The following is a 15815-nucleotide window of genomic DNA, read 5'->3' as shown; positions in this document are numbered from 1 at the left end:
TTTCATGCTATAATGTGACATAATACCTGAAATATTATGAAAAATTCCAACGACCTTCGTACTTTTTTGCCAGAATCGGGGAGGTGGAGCAACATGTCCGGCGTCCGGCTGGAGCACGTATCCCGGGAATACATCATGGGCAAGACCGTCATCAAGGCGGTGGACGACATCAGCTTTGCCATCCCCGAGGGCAAGTACACCATCATTCTGGGCGCCAGCGGGGCGGGCAAGTCCACGGTGCTCAACATTTTGGGAGGCATGGATTCTCCCACCGGAGGGAAGGTCTTTGTCAACGAAAAGGAGATCTCCAGCTTCAACAAGCGGCAGCTCACCCAATACCGCCGGGAGAGCATCGGCTTCGTGTTCCAGTTCTATAATCTGATGCCCAACCTGACGGTGGAGGAAAACGTGGAGCTGGCCAGCCAGATCTGCAAAAATCCTCTGGACACCCGCCAGGTGCTGCGGATGGTGGGGCTGGACGACCGGCGGCGGAACTTCCCCGCCCAGTGCTCCGGCGGCGAGCAGCAGCGGGGGGCCATCGCCCGTGCCCTGGCCAAGAACCCCGACGTGCTGCTGTGCGACGAGCCCACCGGCGCCCTGGACTATGTGACGGGCAAGGCCATCCTGGCTCTGCTGTACGACCTGTGCCGCCAGAGCAAAAAGACGGTGGTGGTGGTCACCCACAACGGGGCCCTGGCCCCCACCGGCGACGTGGTCATCCGCATGAAGAGCGGAAAAATCGAATCCTTTACGGAAAATCCCAACCCAACGCCGGTGCAGGAGCTGGAGTGGTAGCATGATCTGGAAAAATTTCTTCCGGGACCTGCGACGCACCGCCTCCCGGCTCATCTCGGTGAGCATCATCACCATGATCGCCGTGGTGGTGTACACCGGCCTAAGCGGCATTATCTATAACGTGGACCTGGTGATGGGAGACTACTACGCTACCCAGAACACGGCGGACTATTGGATCACCGGCACAGGGCTGGATATGACTGACTGCCGGGATCTTTCAGAGCTGGAAGGAATCACCGGAGTGCAGCCCCGGGTAGTGCTGGACGGAGAGGACCGGTATGACAGCGGCCTGACCCTTACCCTCTACGGGGTGCCCGACTTTTCCATCAATACTCCCTATATTGTGGAGGGACGGCTGCCCCAGAGCAGTCGGGAAATCTTCCTCAGTGACCAATACGCTGCCGCCCAGGGGTTGGAATTGGGGGACTGGTATGAGATCACCCTTACCGGCCTGGGCATCCATCTGCGGCTCCAGGTCTGCGGCACCGGGAAGGACCCGGAGTGCCTGTACAACGTCAACGCCACCAACCCCTCCCCCGATCTGTCCCGATTCGGCTTTGCCTATGTGGACGAGGAGGTGCTGGCCGACGTACTGGGTCCCCACCGGTACAACCAGATCTGCGTCACCACAGAGGAGGACCTGCCCGCCGCCGCCTTCCGCACTGCCGTGGACGAAGAGTTGGGCAGCAAGGTGGTGAATATCCTGGCTCTGAAGGACAATCAGCCAGCCTATTCCCTCATGGAGGCCAAGAACAATCTGACCCCCATCCTCACCTTCTTCCCCACCCTGTTTTTCCTGTGCGCCGTGCTGATGATGGTGAGCACCATGAACCGCCTCATCGAAAACGCCCGGATGGATATCGGTACCTTCAAGGCCCTGGGCTATTACGACAGCACCATTCTGGTCTACTACCTGCTCCACGCCCTGCTGGTAGTGGTCATCGGCTTCCCCATTGGGGCGGTGCTGGGAAAATACATCTCCGCCCTCATCGTGTGGACCATCGCCACCGGCTGCGACCTGCCCCCCTATACCATCGTCCACGACTTTGCCGCCTGGGGCCAGGCCGCCGGACTCACCGCCCTGTGCTGCCTGGGCAGCGCCTGGCTGGTGGCCCGCTCTCTGCTGAAGGAAAGCCCCGCCCAGTGTATGCGGCCCAAACCTCCAAAAAACGCCAAGACGGTGCTGCTGGAGCGGATCGGCCCCCTGTGGCGGCGGCTGGGCTTCAACGCCAAGTACATCATCCGCAACACCTTCCGCAACAAGGTGCGGATGCTCACCTGCGTGGTGGGCATCGCCTTCTGCATGGCTCTGGTGTTCATGGCCTTCGCCATCAAGGACTCCATGGACGCCTACTCCGACGCTCTGGCCCAGAACCAGAACAGCTATGACGTGATGGTGGACCTGAACACCGGGGTGACCGAGGGCCAGTACAACCGGCTCACCACCGCCCCCGGGGTGACCGCCGCCGAGCTGGAGATGGTCACCACCTGCTGGCTGTACACCTTTGACCAGCGCTCCACCACCACCCTGACGGTGAGCGAGGACACGGTCTCCCTCCACCTGTACGACCCCTACGCCGACGCTCCCCTGGCCCTGCCGGAGGACGGGCTGGTGCTGGAGCAGCTGCTGGCGGAGGAATTGGGGGTGGAGGAGGGGGATACCGTCACCCTCCGGTTCACCGGAGACAACCGATACTATACTCTGAAGGTGGCCCAGGTCAACCGCTGCGTCAGCGGCGCCTACGTGAGCCGCAGTCTGTGGCGGAGCCTGGGGAAGGCCTACACCCCCACCGCCGCCTATCTGACCACCCGGGACCCGGTTGCCCTGGAGACCAGCCTGGACCGGTACGACTTTGTGGACGGCTGGCAGGACCGGGAGACCGTTACCAGGGCGGCGGTGGATAAGATGAACAACACCTCCATGGTGGTGTACATCCTCATCGTGTTTGGCGGCGGGCTGGCCTGCATCGTCATTTACAACCTGGGCATCATGAGCTTTTTTGAACAGATCCGCAGCCTGGCCACCCTGATGGTGCTGGGCTTTCACGACCGGGAGATCAAACGGCTCCAGCTCAGCGAGAACCTGATCTTTGCCGTGGCCGGGGTGCTGTGCGGCATCCCCCTGGGCATCGCTCTGGACCGGTTCCTCATCCTGTCCATCACCGCCATGCCCCTTCAGGTGGTCATCACCCCCAGGGCGGTGGGACTGGCCTGCGGGGTGACCATGGCCTTCGCCTTGGGGGTCAACCGGATCATCGGCCGGAAAATGCGGGAGATCGATATGCTGGGGGCGCTGAAAAGCGTGGAATAGACATGGAGGTAGCGTAATGAAACAAATGGGCAGGCGGCTCACCGCCCTGAGCATCATACCGGCTCTGCTCCTGCTGGGGGGGTGCTCCGGCGGGAACGAGGAGGACGGCCGCACCGTCCACCCCGACGTAGGTCCGGTGGAATACCGGGTGGAGGACACGGGCACCGTGGCCTACCAGGACGACTATACCATCGTGCCCAAGGTGGGGGGCACGGTGCTGACCTGCTCCATTGCCGAGGGAGACACGGTGACCGCGGGGCAGGTGCTGTACACCATCGACTCCCAGGGGCTGGAGGACCAAATCACCCAGGCCGAGCTGGGGGTGGACAGTGCCGTCATTGAACAGGATCAGGCTCAGACCGCCCTGGATCAGGCCAACGTCCAGCTCAGCCAGGCTCAGATCGACCTGGATCAGGCTCAAATCGGTCTGGAGCAGGCCCAGAACAGTCTGGCTCAGGCCCAGGTAGATCTGACCCAGGCCCAGTCCTCCCAGGCTTCGGCCAAAACCGCTCTGGACCAGGCCAACAACGGTCTGACCCAGGCCCAGACCTCCCTGAAACAGGCGCAGGCCGCCTGTGAGGATCTGACCGTTCGCTGTTATACCACCGGCACGGTATCGTCTGTCAATGTCCACGTGGGAGACTATGTTTCCGCCGGCGCGCCGGTGGCCCAGGTGGTGGACAACAGCACTCTGAAGCTGGTAGTCCCCTTCTCCCTGGAGGACGCCGCCGGTATGACCGCCGGCTCCCTGGCCGTCATCTCCTTCCCTGGAAGGACGGATACCCTCACCGGCACGGTGGTCCAGGTGTATGAGGGCACAGTCGCCCTGTCGGGCAGCCGGACGGGCCGCAACGTGGAGATTTCCCTGCGCAACCCCGGCACTCTGTCCAGCGGCGATACCGCCACCGCCTCGGTGGGGGACGCGGTGTGCATGGAGGCGGGCACCCTGTCCAACGCCACCGAGCAGACCATCTACTCCGGCCAGTCCGGCCAGGTGCTCACCCTGTCTATCCGGGAGGGGGGCTCGGTGACCAGCGGCCAGACGGTGATGACCCTGAAAAACGACAGTCTGACCAACGCGGTGGAAAACGCCCAGCTCCAGGTGGAAAACGCCCAGCTTCAGGTGGATACCGCCCAGATCCAGGTGGACACCGCCCAGAGCCAGATCGACAACGCCCAGCTCCAGGTGAACAATGCCCAGCTCCAGGTGAACACCGCCCAGAACCAGGTGAACACCGCCCAGCTCCAGGTCAATACCACAGGTCTCCAGGTGGACACCGCCCAGGGCCAGCTCAGCGCCGCCCAGGTGCAGGTCCGCTCCGCCCAGGCCAGCCTGGATCAGCTCACCCGTCAGCGGTCGGACTACACCATTACCGCCCCGGTGGACGGCACCATTCTTTCCCGCTCGGTGAAGGAGGGGGACCTGGCCTCCGCCGGCAGCCCCATGGCGGTGGTGGCCCAACCGGAGGCCCTGTGCGTCCACGCCACCATTGACGAACAGTACATCGACCGGGTGGGAACCGGTCAGACGGCGGAGGTCACTTTTACCACCGACACAGGGGAAGAGAACACCTATACCGGTACCGTCCGCCGGGTGGAGGACACCGGCCTTACCTCCGGCGGGGTCACAGACTACACGGTGGAGATCGACCTGGACAGCGTGGAGGGCCTGCGGGACGGCATGAATGTGTGGGTGTCCATCCTCACCTCGGTGAAGGAGGACTGCCTGCGGCTGCCGGTGCGGGCGGTAGACGGGAACACCGTCCAGCGGGTGACCGAAAACGGGGAGCCCGAGACGGTCACCGTGGAGACCGGGGTATGGGGCAGCTCCTATGTGGAGATCCTCTCCGGGGTCACCGAGGCAGACGCCATCCTTCTGCCGTGAATAAAACAGCGCCTGCCGCAGATGCGGCAGGCGCTTGTTGTACTCCGGGTCTCAATCCAGGCTCCATTCCCCCTGGCAGCTGTTCACAAAGGCGGCGGCCTGCTCCGGGTCCAGGCCCTTGATGTTATAAGTGACGGCCACCGTAGGCTCCCCGTTGCGCACATAGTGGACGGTGAAGGACTCATACCGCCAGCCCGGAGTGTCCCCCTGGTCGTCGTCCACATAGGAGCCGAACCGCTGCTCCAGGGCCTGGGCCGTGATCTCGTCGGGCAGCACATCCGTGTCCAGCTGCTGGTCGGTGTGGTTATCCAGCAGCAGGGCCGCCTTCACGCTCACGTTGTCATACCCCCGGTACCACAGGATACTGAGCCAGTCCTCCAGCTCGTCAAAATGCCAGTGGGCGCTCTCGAAGGTGAAGTCGTCGGGCAGGGCCGCCGGGTCGGGCAGATAGGCGGCCAGCTCCTCCTGGTAGGCCTCCCCCAGGGAGAGCTCCCCGCTGCCGTAGAGCCGTACGCCCGCCAGCATCATGTGTTTCCCGTCAAAACCATCGCCATGCAGTCCGTCGGCAGTAAAGTCCCGGTAGCCTATGATCAGACTGGCCAGCCTGGCTGCGGTGCTCTGGTCCTCGCTGGCACAGGTGAAGTTCACCCCCATGTTCCCGTCATAATAATCGGCATGGTAGGTATATTCCTTGGCATCATCCCCGTCCTTGTCGTAATAGAGGGAGTAGGTTTTCACCTCCACTCCGTCCACGGTCTCCACACCAGTATCCGCATAGAGCAGGTCAATAAGGGGCTCCCGGCCGGGCCACAGCTCCAGCGACAGCTCCTCCTCTCCCCGTGTACCCTGGATGAGGATCCGCCAGGGATTCCCCTCCCCGTCGTAGATCACCGTGCCGTCCAGGCCGAAGCCGGTCCAGTCCAGGATCCAGGGCACCTCATCGGTGCCACCCAGCACAGTAATGATCTCCTGGGCGGACAGGCGCTCCTCAAACCACCCCTCCGGCGGGGCATAGTCCCCCGCCAGGGCCTCCGAGCCGGTGCAGTCGGGGTAGTCATAGCCGGGAATATTGGGGAAGCTGTGGACCTGGCCCTCCCAGGGATCGGTCACCGTCAGGGTGTGGCCGCTCTCCTGGACGGGCTGGGTGACGGCGGGAGTGGCGGCCACACCCGCCGTTGGGTCGGCCTCCGCCGGGGCCCTCCCCTGCCACAGCTGCCAGCCCCCCACCGCCGCCACCAGACAGCAGGCCGCCAGGGCTCCCGCGGCCATGCCGGTATGGGGCCGCCGGGGGTGCTTTCCCTCCAGCACCTTGTCCGCCAGCTCCGCCGGGGCGGTGACGCGGCTCATATAGTTGCGATATCGGTTCATTCCAGTTCTCCTTTCAGCAGGTCCCCCAGCTTTGCCCTGGCCCGGGACAGCCGGGAGCGGACGGTACCCTCCCGCCAGCCGGTCATGGCGGCGATCTCGGCGGTCTGGTACCCCTCGTAGTAGTAGAGGTGGAGCACCGCCCGGTCTTTGGCGGGCAGGGCCATGATGCTCTCCAGCAGGCTCTCCTCCTCCGGCCCGGCGGCGGGATAGGTGTCCAGCAGCGGGGCGGTCCGCCGCCGCCAGGGGGAGCGGAGGCGGCTTTTGCAGCCGTTCACCGTCACCCGCAGCAGCCAGGCCTTCTCATGGGCGGGACTCTCAAAGCATGGGGCTTTTTCCAGGCAGCGGAGAAAGGCGTCCTGTACCGCGTCCTCCGCCTCGTGAGCGTCCCCCAGAATGGCCAGGGCCGCCCGGTATAAGGTGTTTTGATGGGTGTAGATCAGCGTTTCCAACCGGTTGGGGTCCATTCTCTCTCCCCCTTTCACCCTATATACGCTTCTGCGCGGGGATTTGCTGCGCAACCCGGTAAAAAAATCAAAATTCCCTTCGTTGTCACGGCGGGACAGGCTATGCTATAATATCAACAGTTGCCCCACGGGTGGGGCAGGGTGCTGTGCATCCAGGCGTTTTGTTTGCAAAACACCTGCTGTTGATGTTACACCATAGCCAAAACCGGCGGAGCCGATTTTTCGCCGCGTCCGCGGCGCGCAAGTCCGCGAGGACTTGCGGCTATGCCATAATCATAACATACTGTACCACAGAAGGAGAACCCACCATGTCTGAACAGAAGGATCTGCGCCTGGCGGTGCTCATTGACGCGGACAACGCCCCCCGCTCCGCCCTGGGGGATATCATGGCGGAGGTGGCTGTGTACGGCACCCCCACCATCAAGCGGATCTACGGGGACTGGACCACCCCCAACCTGGCCTCCTGGAAGAGCCCCCTGCTGGAAAACGCCATCACCCCCATCCAGCAGTACAGCTATACCACCGGCAAGAACGCCACCGACTCGGCCATGATCATCGACGCCATGGACATCCTGTACACCGGCGAGGTGGACGGCTTCGTGCTGGTGAGCAGCGACAGCGATTTCACCCGTCTGGCGGTGCGGCTGCGGGAGGCGGGCAAAAAGGTGTACGGCATGGGGGAGCGCAAAACCCCCAACCCCTTTATCGTGGCCTGCGACAAGTTCGTCTACATTGAGGTCATCCGGTCGGCGGCGGAGGAGGCCCGGGCCGAGGAGGAAAAGGCAGAGAAGGCCAAGGCCCAAAAGACCGCCCAGAAGAAGACCGCCCCCGCCCAGCCCCAGGAGGCCGACCACCGGGTGCCCAAGCGGGTGGTCAAGCTCATCGCCGAGTCGGTGAACACCATCGCCGGCGAGGACGGCTTCGCCTCCCTGGGGGAGCTGGGCAACCTGCTGGTGAAGAAGCAGCCCGACTTTGATTCCCGGAATTTCGGCTTTTCCAAGCTGTCCAAGCTGATGAAATCCCTCCCCCGGTTCGAGGTGGTGGCCCGCCCCACCAGCCAGCCCAACGTCACCCATATGCTGGTGCGGGACAAGCAGTGCAAATAGCTCTTTATATCCTTGTTTTTCCATGGTAAGCTGCGAAATTCACAGCTTACCATGGAGTTTTTTGTGCATATTTCAGAAAGACAGACGGCAGCTCTTACGATATAATAATGCCTGCCCTGAGAATAGCGGCGTTTGGTCGCGGCGGGGTATAATTGGCGGAAAACCGGGTATGTTACTGATAAAAAGCCCGCTCTTTTTCCCGCCACGAGAAGAAAGACTTTGCTTTTCTTCTCCCTTATGTTATAATATATCTGTATGACCGCGTCTTTTCAGAAAAGGAGCGCCCGGTCACCTGTCTTTTGCAGTTGATGCCGGTACATACCGGTTTTGGAGCTTCCGGGCCTTCCCGGCCCGAGGAAGGAATAGAGGGTTGCAGTTTTGACAAAATATGTGATTCACGGCGGAAAGCCGCTTTATGGTGAGATCGACATCAGCGGCGCCAAGAACGCCGCTGTGGCCATCATCCCCGCCGCCCTGCTGGTGGACGGGGTGTGCCGCATTGAGAACCTGCCCCAGATCAGCGATGTGACGCTGTTGTTGCGCATCCTCCAGGAGCTGGGGGCCGATGTGCGCACCGTCAACCGTACCACGGTGGACGTAGATTGTTCCCATATCCGCAATGCCCGGGTCCCCGATGAGCTGGCCCGGAAGATCCGCGCTTCCTATTATCTCATCGGCGCTCTGCTGGGCCGGTTTGGCTGCGCCGAGGTGCCCCCGCCGGGGGGCTGCGACTTCGGCGGCCGCCCCATTGACCAGCACATCAAGGGCTTCGTGGCCATGGGCGCCAACGTGGACGTTCACGGAGGCTATATCCATGCCCGTGCCAAGAACGGCCGGATGCAGGGCACCCAGGTCTACCTGGATATCGTGTCCGTGGGGGCTACGATGAACATTATGCTGGCCGCCGCCCTGGCCGACGGTATGACCATCATTGAAAACGCCGCCAAGGAACCCCATATCGTGGATCTGGCCAATTTCCTCAACTCCATGGGGGCCGAGATCATGGGGGCTGGCACAGACGTCATCAAAATCCGGGGAGTGGAGCGCCTCAGCGGCGGCACCTATTCCATCATCCCCGACCAGATCGAGGCGGGCACCTACATGACCGCCGTGGCCGCCACCGGCGGCGAGGTCCTCATCAAGAACGTGATCCCCAAGCACCTGGAGTGCATCACCGCCAAGCTGGTGGAGATGGGCGTGGAGGTGGAGGAGCGGGACGACGCCGTACTGGTGCGCCGCACCGGCAAGCTGACCCGCACCAACATCAAGACCCTGCCCTATCCCGGCTTCCCCACCGATATGCAGCCTCAGATCGCCGCCGTCCTCTGCCTGGCGGAGGGCACCAGCGTCATCACCGAGGGCGTGTGGGACAACCGGTACCGCTATGTGGACGAGTTCCGCCGCATGGGGGCCCAAATCCAGGTGGATGGTAAGATCGCCGTCATTGAGGGCGTGGAGAAATTCACCGGCGCCCGCATCCAGGCCTGCGACCTGCGGGCCGGAGCCGCCATGGTCATTGCCGGACTGGCCGCCCAGGGTACCACTGAGATCGGCTGCATCCGTCACATTGAGCGAGGCTATGAGGACATCGTCCGCAAGCTCTCCGGTGTAGGGGCAGATATCCGTGTGGTGGTCACCCCCGACGAGGATAAACAGGCCCAGGTGGGCTGAATATAGCTGATTGAAAACCAGGCGGGGGCGTTGCTCCCGCTTGGTTTTGTTGCCTAAAAGCCCCGCCCGGCGGGACAGTTTTATTGGAACAAAGGAGTGAGTTTGTGCTGGAACTGTACACCCTGGCCAGCGGCTCCAGCGGCAACTGCCTGCTGGTGAGCAGTGGGTCTACCCGTGTGTTGGTGGACACCGGCATTTCCTGCCGCCGGATCACCACCGCCCTGAGAGGTCTGGGGGTGGACCCTGCCTCCCTGTCCGCCGTGCTCATTACCCATGAGCATACCGACCATATGGCCGGCCTTGCCACCCTCACCAAGCAGTACCGGCTGCCTGTGTACGCCAGCCGCGGCACCGGCCTGCGGCTGTGCTACCGGATCCCCTTTCTGGAGGACCTGTTCAACCCTATCCAGCCAGGTCAATGCTTTCAGGTGGGTGAGCTGGAGATCGAGAGCTACCCCACCCCCCATGACGCCGCCCAGAGCACTGGTTACGCCCTGTCGGCTGAGGGGCGGAAGGCCGCGGTGGTCACCGACCTGGGCCATGTGACCCAAGCGGTGGCAGAGGGCATCCGGGGCGCCCACCTGGTGGTGGCTGAGGCCAACCATGATGTGGAATGGCTTCGGTCAGGTCCCTACCCCTATTTCCTCCAGGACCGTATCCTGGGAGACTACGGCCACCTGTCCAACGAGGCGGGGGCTCAGCTGGTGTGTTCCGCCGTGGAGCAGGGGGCCCACACGGTGGTACTGGCCCACCTGTCCCATGAAAACAACACCCCGGAGCGGGCCCGCCAGGTGGTGGGGGACGCTCTGACCCGGATGGGGGCTCTCCCCGGCCGGGACGTGACCCTGGAGGTGGCCCCCCGGAGCGAGCCCAGCCGGAGGTACGTGGTATGAAAGGCGTCAACGTCCAAATCATCTGCGTGGGCAAGCTGAAGGAGAAGTTTTACATAGACGGGGCGGCGGAATATGTCAAGCGGCTGAGCGCCTACTGCAAGCTCCAGCTCACCGAGCTGCCCGAGGAGCGGCTGCCCCAGAACCCCTCCCGGGCCCAGATCGACGCCGCCCTGGCCAGGGAGGGGGCGGCGGTGGCCGCCAGGCTGCCCCGCGGGGCGGCAGTGGTGGCCCTGTGTGTGGAGGGGGAGCTGCTCTCCAGCGAGAAGCTGGCCCGGCGGCTGGACAAGTGGACAGGCGCGGGAAAAAACACCCTGGTCTTCCTCATCGGCTCCTCCTATGGCATGGACCCGGGCCTGAAGGCCAGGGCGGATCTGCGGCTGTCCATGTCCCCCATGACCTTCCCCCACCATCTGGCCCGGGTGATGCTGCTGGAGCAGCTCTACCGGTGCTTCAAGATCGAGGAGGGCTCCGGTTACCATAAATAGAGCAGGGAATTTTTTTGCCTCCCCACCTGCATTTACCAAAAAGAGGGCTGGATATACCAACGGGTTTGTGCTATAATCACAAATGCAGTGATGTGTTTTCCCTGAAATTTGAGATATTGTATTGGAGGTAATTCCCATGGCTTATCGTGATGTATATGAGAAGTGGCTCAACAGTCCCGCCCTCAGCACCGAGGAAAAGGCGGAGCTCCAGTCCATCGCCGGGGACGAAAAGGAGATCGAGAGCCGCTTCTTCGCCCCTCTGGACTTTGGTACCGCCGGCCTGCGGGGCACCATGTGCGTGGGCCTGCACCAGATGAACATCCATGTGGTACGCCATGCCACCCAGGCCTTTGCCGAGGTCATCAAGGCCGAAGGTCCCGAGGCTGTGGCCCGTGGCGTGGCCGTGTGCTACGACTGCCGCAATAATTCCGAGCTCTTCGCCCGGGAGACCGCCTGCGTCATGGCGGGCAACGGCATCAAGGTGCGCCTGTTTGACGCCCTCCGCCCCACTCCCGAAGTGTCCTTCGCCGTCCGGGAATATGGCTGCATCGCCGGCGTCAACGTCACTGCCAGCCACAATCCCAAGGAATACAACGGCTATAAGGTCTACTGGCAGGACGGGGCCCAGCTGCCCCCTCACCACGCCTCCGCCATCGCCCGGAAGATGGAGGAGCTGGACCTGTTCGACTCCATCGTCCGCATGGACTATGACGAGGCCCTCAAGAGCGGCATGATCACCCTGATGGGTGAGGAGACCGACGAGAAATTCCTGGCCAAGGTCATGGAGCAGGTCAACGACAAGGAGGCCGTGGAGAAGGTGGCCGACACCTTCAAGATGGTATACACCCCCTTCCACGGCACCGGCCACAAGCTGATCCCCGAGGCCCTGCGCCGCCTGGGCATGAAGCACGTGATCTGCGTGCCTGAGCAGATGGTCATTGACGGCAACTTCCCCACTGTGGTCTCCCCCAACCCGGAGAACCCCGAGGGCTTCTACCTGGCAGTGGACCTGGCCAAGAAGGAAGGGGCCGACTTCATCCTGGGCTCCGACCCCGACGCCGACCGCGTGGGCATCATGGTGCGCAACGACCAGGGCGAGTTCGTGGTCATCTCCGGCAACCAGACCGGCGTGCTCCTGCTGGACTACCTGATCGGCGCCAAGAACCGCACGGGCAAGATGCCCGAGAAGCCCGTGGCCCTCAAGACCATCGTCACCACTGAGATGGCCCGCAAGGTGGCTGAGACCAACGGCCTGCAGTGCTATGACACCTTCACCGGCTTCAAGTTCCTGGCTGAGAAAAAGGACAAGCTGGAGAACGCCGGCGAGGGCAAGGTCATCTTCTCCTACGAGGAGAGCTACGGCTACATGCTGGGCGACTACGTCCGGGACAAGGACGCCGTTACCGCCTCCATGGCTCTGAGCGAGATGGCCGCCTGGTACGCCGGTCAGGGCATGACCCTGTACGACGCCCTGCAGAAGTGCTACGAGAAGTACGGCTTCTACGGCGAGCGCACCATGAACCTGGTGATGCCCGGCCTGGACGGCCTGAAGAAGATGGCCGACCTGATGGCCAACCTGCGGGAGAAGCCCCCGGTGGAGATCGCCGGCGTGGCGGTGGCCCAGCAGAAGGACTACAAGGACGGCTCCGTGGTCAACGTGGCCGACGGCTCCAAGACCACCATGGAGCTCTCCGGCTCCAACGTGCTGCGCTATGAGATGGCCGACGGCACCAGCCTCATCGTCCGTCCCTCTGGCACCGAGCCCAAGGTCAAGGTGTACATCCTGGCCAACGGCGCCTCCAAGGCCGAGGCTGACGACAAGGTTGCCAAATACGCCGCCTGGGCTGAGACTCTGAAGAACTGAGCCACATCTTCATAAGAACAAAGGCGTGGACCGCAGCCGCGGTCCACGCCTTTTCACGTTCAGAAGCGATCCATTCTCCTCACAGCTCCACGATATACCGCTCGTACCCGTTGACCACCCGGGTGGCCCCATACTGGCTCTCCCGCCGGATGGCCCTGCCGTAGTTCAGGTGGGTGTGGCCGTGGAGAAAGAGGGCGGGGCGGTACTTGTCCAGCATCCGGTTGAAGGTCTGGAAGCCCTGGTGGGCCAGATCGTTGCAGGGCACCATATCCATGCCGGGGGCATGGGTGAGGAGAATATCGAATCCACCCTTGAGCCGCAGCCGGGGGGCCAGCTTCATGGCCCGCCAGCGCATTTCCCACTCAGTATACTGGAAGGGTCCCATTTTGTACCGCATGGACCCGCCCAGCCCCACGATACGCACCCCCTGGTACTGATAGCACATACCGTCGATGCAGGTGCACCCCTGGGGCGGGTCCTTTTCGTAGTGCCCGTCGTGGTTACCGTGGACATAGAGCACCGGGCAGGGAGCAAAGGTGGCCAAAAAGGACAGGTAGCTGGATTTCAAATCCCCACAGGAGAGGATCAGGTCCAGGCCGTCCAGCTTGCCCGGGGCGTAATAGTCCCACAGCGCGGGGGACTCATAGTCTGCGATGACCAGGATCTTCACTCCGTCCTCCCCTTTTCCATTCCATAGATCCGCAGCATCTCTCTGGCCTGGGCGGTGAGTTCCCCGGACTGGGGAATATGCCCATCCACATGGTTGGTCAGCCAGTCCATAGCCAGGATCTGCCCCGCCGGAAGCGTGGAGTCCTGGCCGTACACCAGCTTGCCCTGCTGGTTCATCAGTTCCCCATAGAAGGGGTCCAGCCGCTCCAGGCGCAGGGCGTCCCGCAGCAGGCTGGCCAGCCGCCGGGTCCCGGAGGGCAGGCGGCGGGAGCAGAGCACATCCACCGCCTTCTGCCCCATACCCCACCAGTAGCTGATGGCGCCTCCCCCCTTGGCCTCTCTCTTCCAGCTGCCGTCCAGCACCCGGCGGACCAGGCTCTCATAGAACCGGCCCCAGTCGCAATAGATCAGGGCCAGATTGTGGAGTTCCCGGCTGCGGGTGCCGGTGTTGGCGGCCAGGCGGTCCTTGTCGTCGATGTAAACGATACCCTTGTCCAGCAGGCTCTCCAGCCCACCGCCCTCCTTCAGGCAGTCCCAGGCCAGCACCACCCGGGCGTTGGCGTTCACCATCTGAACTCCCTGGGCAAAGGCGTTGATGGCGGCAATAGCCCCGGGAATGGGGGTGCCCGCCACGTAGCCGATGCGGCCATCCCGGGCCAGGGTGCCGGCGATGGCCCCCTTGATGAACTTGGCTTCGTACAGCCGGGGATAGTAGGTGCGCACCGAGGGGGTGGAGGTATTGAGGGAGCAGTTGAAAAACCGCACCTCCGGATGGAGCACGGCGTATTTCATGCTGGCGGGCATCAGACTGGGGTGCGTGGTAAAGATCAGATCCGCTCCTTTGTTCAGGGCATCCTGCACGGCACGCTCCGCCGCCTCCCGGGTGAGGGCGTTCTCATAGGCCATGGTGTACACATGGTCCCTCAGAGTGCTCTCCAGCTGATAGCGTCCGCACTCGTGGTCGTACACCCAGGTGGAGTTTTCGCTGCTGCCGGCGTGGATGAAGGCCACGCACAGCCGGTCCGTGATGGGCAGGGAAAACAGAGGCTTTTTTACGATATCCTCCAGCATGAGGGTGGCCCCGGCATGGTTCAGACGGTTGAGCACCTCCTGCTTGATCATGGGCAGCTCTTTGGCGATCTGCATGGAGGTCTTGCCCCGGGACTCCCGGTAGCCGAAAATGGACAGATACACCAAAAAGGCGACAGGCACGTACCGGGGATCGGCGCTGTCCCGCATACAGGCGTCCCGGAACATAAAGTAAAAATTGCGGAAGCTCTGGATCTCCTCGGCGCTCCAGGGGTCCCGCTGCCGCCGCCCCAGGGCCTCCAGCAGTTCCCCGTACTCCCCCGGCCGGCGGAAGATGGGATAATACAGTCCGGTCATCTGATAGTAGTTGATGAACTCGTAGTAGGCAGCCACCTCCGGATCCTGAGAGGGCTTGGGCAGCAGCCGGGTCACCATGCCGGGCACGGTGATGGCGCCAAAGTATTTCAGCACGCTTACCCGCTTGTGCCCCTCCACCACGTAAAACCGGTTGAGGTATTCCACCACCTTGATGGGATCCCGGATGCCTTCGTTCAGGTGGGCCTGGCACAGCCGGGCCCACTTGTTGGCAAATTCGCTGTCCTGCTCCAGCAGCGGGTAAAAGCCCGGTGAAAAGGTATTCTTCCGCAGATCGTTGCAGGTGCCCACAATGAGCTCGCTGGGGATCTCCACCAGGCCCATGTTCTCCCGCCGTACCGCCAGCTCCTCCGGGTCCCCGGGCAGCACCTTCAGGCAGGGATCCTCCCCCGCCGCCGCTGCCGCCTTGCTGTCCCGCAGACCCATGCGCTGGGCCGCCAGATATTCTTCCTGGCCAGGCATTTCCATCGCCCCTTTCCCATACGCTTTCATTCCTCTAAGAAGCTATCACGCCGGAGCCAAAATTGCAATCCTTTTCTTCGCCCGCATTGTGCCTTTTATGGAATTTGACCCGCCACCCGTTGCAGTTCCCCGGGTATCGTGCTATATTATTGAAGAACAGGCGGTTTTATCCCCTGTTCCTATTCTATTTAGATGGATATCTTCCCCTTCAGCCGGGAAGATCACATAAAAGGAGATTGTAGCATGAGCGATCGTTCCTATAAAAAGGGTACCGTACCCTGCCGCACCTGGCGGATGCTCCTTGCCATGGAGGAGGACCAGTACCTGAAGCGCCCCGCCGTTCCCGGCCGCCGTCCCCCCATCATCCTGCCCGAGGCCCTGCTGAAGAAGGCCCCCGTGGTGGCGGAGACCGCTCCGGCCCCCAAGGCCGCTCCGGCC

13 protein-coding genes are annotated in these 15815 nt (G+C 62.6%); 9 read left to right on the top strand and 4 right to left on the bottom strand.

Annotation, left to right across the window (positions count from 1 at the left end; translation table 11 throughout):
• Positions 1-93 precede the first annotated feature (93 nt).
• Genes H6B51_RS08135 through H6B51_RS08125 form a run of 3 tightly spaced genes read left to right on the top strand, consistent with a single transcriptional unit; the run spans position 94 to position 4991 of the window.
• On the top strand, positions 94-795 hold the full coding sequence (locus H6B51_RS08135; RefSeq protein WP_204883203.1) for an ABC transporter ATP-binding protein: 702 nt from the start codon (positions 94-96) through the stop codon (positions 793-795).
• Between the two features lies 1 nt (position 796).
• Positions 797-3106, top strand: a complete 2310-nt coding sequence (locus tag H6B51_RS08130) for an ABC transporter permease (protein WP_204883202.1) — start codon at positions 797-799, stop codon at positions 3104-3106.
• A 16-nt stretch (positions 3107-3122) separates the two neighbouring features.
• Entirely contained in the window at positions 3123-4991 is a 1869-nt protein-coding gene (locus tag H6B51_RS08125; RefSeq protein ID WP_204883201.1) for an efflux RND transporter periplasmic adaptor subunit, read from the top strand.
• 51 nt (positions 4992-5042) lie between these two features.
• Here H6B51_RS08125 and H6B51_RS08120 read toward each other — a convergent pair whose 3' ends face one another.
• On the bottom strand, positions 5043-6359 hold the full coding sequence (locus tag H6B51_RS08120; RefSeq protein ID WP_204883200.1) for a hypothetical protein: 1317 nt from the start codon (positions 6357-6359) through the stop codon (positions 5043-5045).
• On the bottom strand, positions 6356-6823 hold the full coding sequence (locus H6B51_RS08115) for an RNA polymerase sigma factor (protein ID WP_204883199.1): 468 nt from the start codon (positions 6821-6823) through the stop codon (positions 6356-6358). Before H6B51_RS08115 ends, H6B51_RS08120 begins: the two co-directional genes overlap by 4 nt.
• A gap of 308 nt (positions 6824-7131) precedes the next feature.
• Here H6B51_RS08115 and H6B51_RS08110 point away from each other — a divergent pair, with 308 nt between their 5' ends.
• The 5 genes from H6B51_RS08110 (at position 7132) to H6B51_RS08090 (ending at position 12842) form a co-directional block, all read left to right on the top strand.
• Complete coding sequence (locus tag H6B51_RS08110) at positions 7132-7929, top strand: NYN domain-containing protein (protein ID WP_204883198.1); 798 nt, start codon at positions 7132-7134, stop codon at positions 7927-7929.
• A 378-nt stretch (positions 7930-8307) separates the two neighbouring features.
• Positions 8308-9600, top strand: a complete 1293-nt coding sequence (locus H6B51_RS08105) for a UDP-N-acetylglucosamine 1-carboxyvinyltransferase (RefSeq protein ID WP_204883197.1) — start codon at positions 8308-8310, stop codon at positions 9598-9600.
• 104 nt (positions 9601-9704) lie between these two features.
• Positions 9705-10493 carry an MBL fold metallo-hydrolase gene (locus H6B51_RS08100; RefSeq protein ID WP_204883196.1) on the top strand — a complete coding sequence of 263 codons (789 nt, stop codon included), beginning with the start codon at positions 9705-9707 and terminating at the stop codon, positions 10491-10493.
• Positions 10490-10978 (top strand): 23S rRNA (pseudouridine(1915)-N(3))-methyltransferase RlmH, encoded by a 489-nt coding sequence (gene rlmH, locus H6B51_RS08095; RefSeq protein WP_204883195.1) that lies wholly within the window; start codon positions 10490-10492, stop codon positions 10976-10978. The genes H6B51_RS08100 and rlmH overlap by 4 nt, the downstream gene beginning before the upstream one ends.
• Before the next feature lie 136 nt (positions 10979-11114).
• Positions 11115-12842, top strand: coding sequence for a phospho-sugar mutase (locus H6B51_RS08090; RefSeq protein ID WP_204883194.1), 1728 nt, complete (start codon positions 11115-11117; stop codon positions 12840-12842).
• A 79-nt stretch (positions 12843-12921) separates the two neighbouring features.
• Here H6B51_RS08090 and H6B51_RS08085 read toward each other — a convergent pair whose 3' ends face one another.
• Positions 12922-13512, bottom strand: coding sequence for a metallophosphoesterase family protein (locus H6B51_RS08085; RefSeq protein ID WP_204883193.1), 591 nt, complete (start codon positions 13510-13512; stop codon positions 12922-12924).
• On the bottom strand, positions 13509-15377 hold the full coding sequence (locus H6B51_RS18085) for a BMP family ABC transporter substrate-binding protein (RefSeq protein WP_204883192.1): 1869 nt from the start codon (positions 15375-15377) through the stop codon (positions 13509-13511). The genes H6B51_RS08085 and H6B51_RS18085 overlap by 4 nt, the downstream gene beginning before the upstream one ends.
• Positions 15378-15620: 243 nt before the next feature.
• Here H6B51_RS18085 and H6B51_RS08075 point away from each other — a divergent pair.
• The coding region (locus tag H6B51_RS08075) for a hypothetical protein (RefSeq protein WP_204883191.1) at positions 15621-15815 on the top strand (195 nt) is incomplete at its 3' end.

Source organism: Pseudoflavonifractor phocaeensis (assembly GCF_016901955.1).
Taxonomy (GTDB): domain Bacteria; phylum Bacillota; class Clostridia; order Oscillospirales; family Oscillospiraceae; genus Flavonifractor; species Flavonifractor phocaeensis_A.
The sequence above is the reverse complement of the archived record's forward strand: the minus strand, read 5'-3'. Positions and strand labels throughout refer to the sequence as shown.